This window comes from Fundidesulfovibrio sp., assembly GCF_058402725.1.
This window is the reverse complement of record NZ_JBZVFJ010000328.1, coordinates 1-1732: the sequence shown is the minus strand read 5'-3', so window position 1 is coordinate 1732 and position 1732 is coordinate 1. Positions and strand designations below refer to the sequence as shown.

The 1732-nt window shown below is 70.9% G+C and carries 3 protein-coding genes; all 3 read left to right on the top strand.

All coding sequences use genetic code 11. The features are described 5' to 3' along the window. Positions 1-130: 130 nt before the first annotated feature. Positions 131-535, top strand: a complete 405-nt coding sequence (locus ACV4UX_RS19255) for a hypothetical protein (protein WP_491594892.1) — start codon at positions 131-133, stop codon at positions 533-535. A gap of 9 nt (positions 536-544) precedes the next feature. Continuing rightward, a complete protein-coding gene (locus ACV4UX_RS19250) occupies positions 545-1510 on the top strand; it encodes a hypothetical protein (protein WP_491594891.1) in 966 nt (321 codons plus the stop codon). A gap of 9 nt (positions 1511-1519) precedes the next feature. Further along, the coding region (locus tag ACV4UX_RS19245) for a hypothetical protein (RefSeq protein WP_491594890.1) at positions 1520-1732 on the top strand (213 nt) is incomplete at its 3' end.

Genomic DNA, 1732 nt, shown 5'->3' with positions numbered 1-1732 from the left:
GGCCGACTGCGGGATTCTCGAAGTGGGGCAGGACCCCGCCAACGCCCCGGCCGGATCGTCCGGGGCGGGGGACGCCCTCTGTCTCGCCAACAACTACTACTATTACGGCTTCTAGCCGGAGGAGATCACCATGGGTTCCACCCCTGTCTTTCCGGGCCTGCCCGCCGTCACGGCGGCGCGCGCCCTCGTCAACGCCGACGCCACGGCTTTCGTGTCGCTTTACGCCGCGCCCTCTGCCGGTTCAGGCGGCAAGGGCGTCCTCCTGGGCCGCCTGCGCGCCGTCGGCGACAGCGTCTCGGCCGTCACTCTCCAGTTCTCCCGCCAGGTTTCGGGCACGGACTACGTGCTGGGCGAGGTCCAGACCCCGGCGGGGGCGGGCACGGACGGCGCCACCGCCTGGGTGGACGTCCTGGCTTCGCTGAACGGCGGGCTGCCGCTCACGCTGTCCCCTGGCGAGGCCCTGCGCGTGCGCGCCAAGGCGGCCGTCGCGTCGGGCAAGCGCATCGACATCACGGCCGAAGTGGCCCCGCTCTAGGAGGACGCCGTGAGTCTCTACTCCCTCAAGGCCGGAGCGGCCGCCGCGCCGGTCCAACCCTGGAGCGCGTCCCTGGGCGTCGCCGCCGTCGGCGACAAGCTGGCGCTTCTCAAAACGCTCTACGACAAACGCCCGGAGACGACGCTCTCCGGAGCGTTCGCGGTCCCCGCCATCGAGAACGGTCCCATCACCGTGGCGCGCTTCGGCGACCTGACGCTCAACGGGGCCACCATCACCACGGACAAGCGCTGCAACGGGCTGTTTTTGCTCTGCGACAGCCTGACCGTCACCGGGGCCGCCAGCGTGATCCACATGGACCACACCCGGGCCAACCGCGAGCTCGACCCGGCCGACGCGGACTGCTCCGTACCGGCAAGCCTCGCCCTCTCGTCGCGATACCTCCCGCTCGCTGGGCTCCTGGCGATGATGCGCCAGAACAACATCTACTTTGGCGATCCGCAGTTCTGGATCGAGATGGCCCCGCTTGTCTCCTGCGCCATCACGCCCGGCCCGTACCTCTCGCGCAATTCCCTGTGCGGCGAGGCCAAAAGCGCGGCAACCGGTAACGGGAACGCGGGGACAGGAGGGCCGGGCGGCGCGGGTGGTTCGCGCACGGGCGACGGCGAGCGCGGGCGGTGGTGTCGCGGCGGGTACGGAAACGACTACTACGGGACCGGCTACCACACGCCCGAGACGCTGCTCGCCATGAGCAAGCCCGGGGGGCTCGTCGTGGTCGCCGTGACCGGCAACGTCACCGTCGGCCCCGGCCTGACGGTCCACGCGGACGCAGGACCGACGGTCGGTTCGGACTGGTCCGGCGCGGGAGGCGGCCTTGCCCGGCTGCTCTACGGCGGGACGCTCGCCGGGACGCCCACCGTGCGGGCCGCAGGCGGCGCGGGCGGTGGCGGGGCCTACGGCGGCGCTGGCGGGGCGGGATTCGCCGGTGTTTCCGGTTTCACCGCTTTCGGGCTGTAAGGAGACGCCATGAGCCTCTACGCAATCAAACAGCCGCCCGCCAGGACCCGGTGGTCGCAACTGCTCGCATTGAACATCGACACGCTCTTCTCACTGTACGCTTCCCGGGGCGACGTCGCCATCGACCAGGCGGCCCAGATCGTCACGACCCTGGACGGCCCCATTCAGGTGGCGCGTTACGGCGCGTTGACCGTGAACGCGGCGCTCACGGCGACCAACCGC

What these genes read in the sequence shown, in the direction of transcription:
- ACV4UX_RS19255 (WP_491594892.1), top strand. Translation starts at nt 131, where the DNA reads ATGGGTTCCACCCCTGTCTTTCCGGGCCTGCCCGCCGTCACGGCGGCG.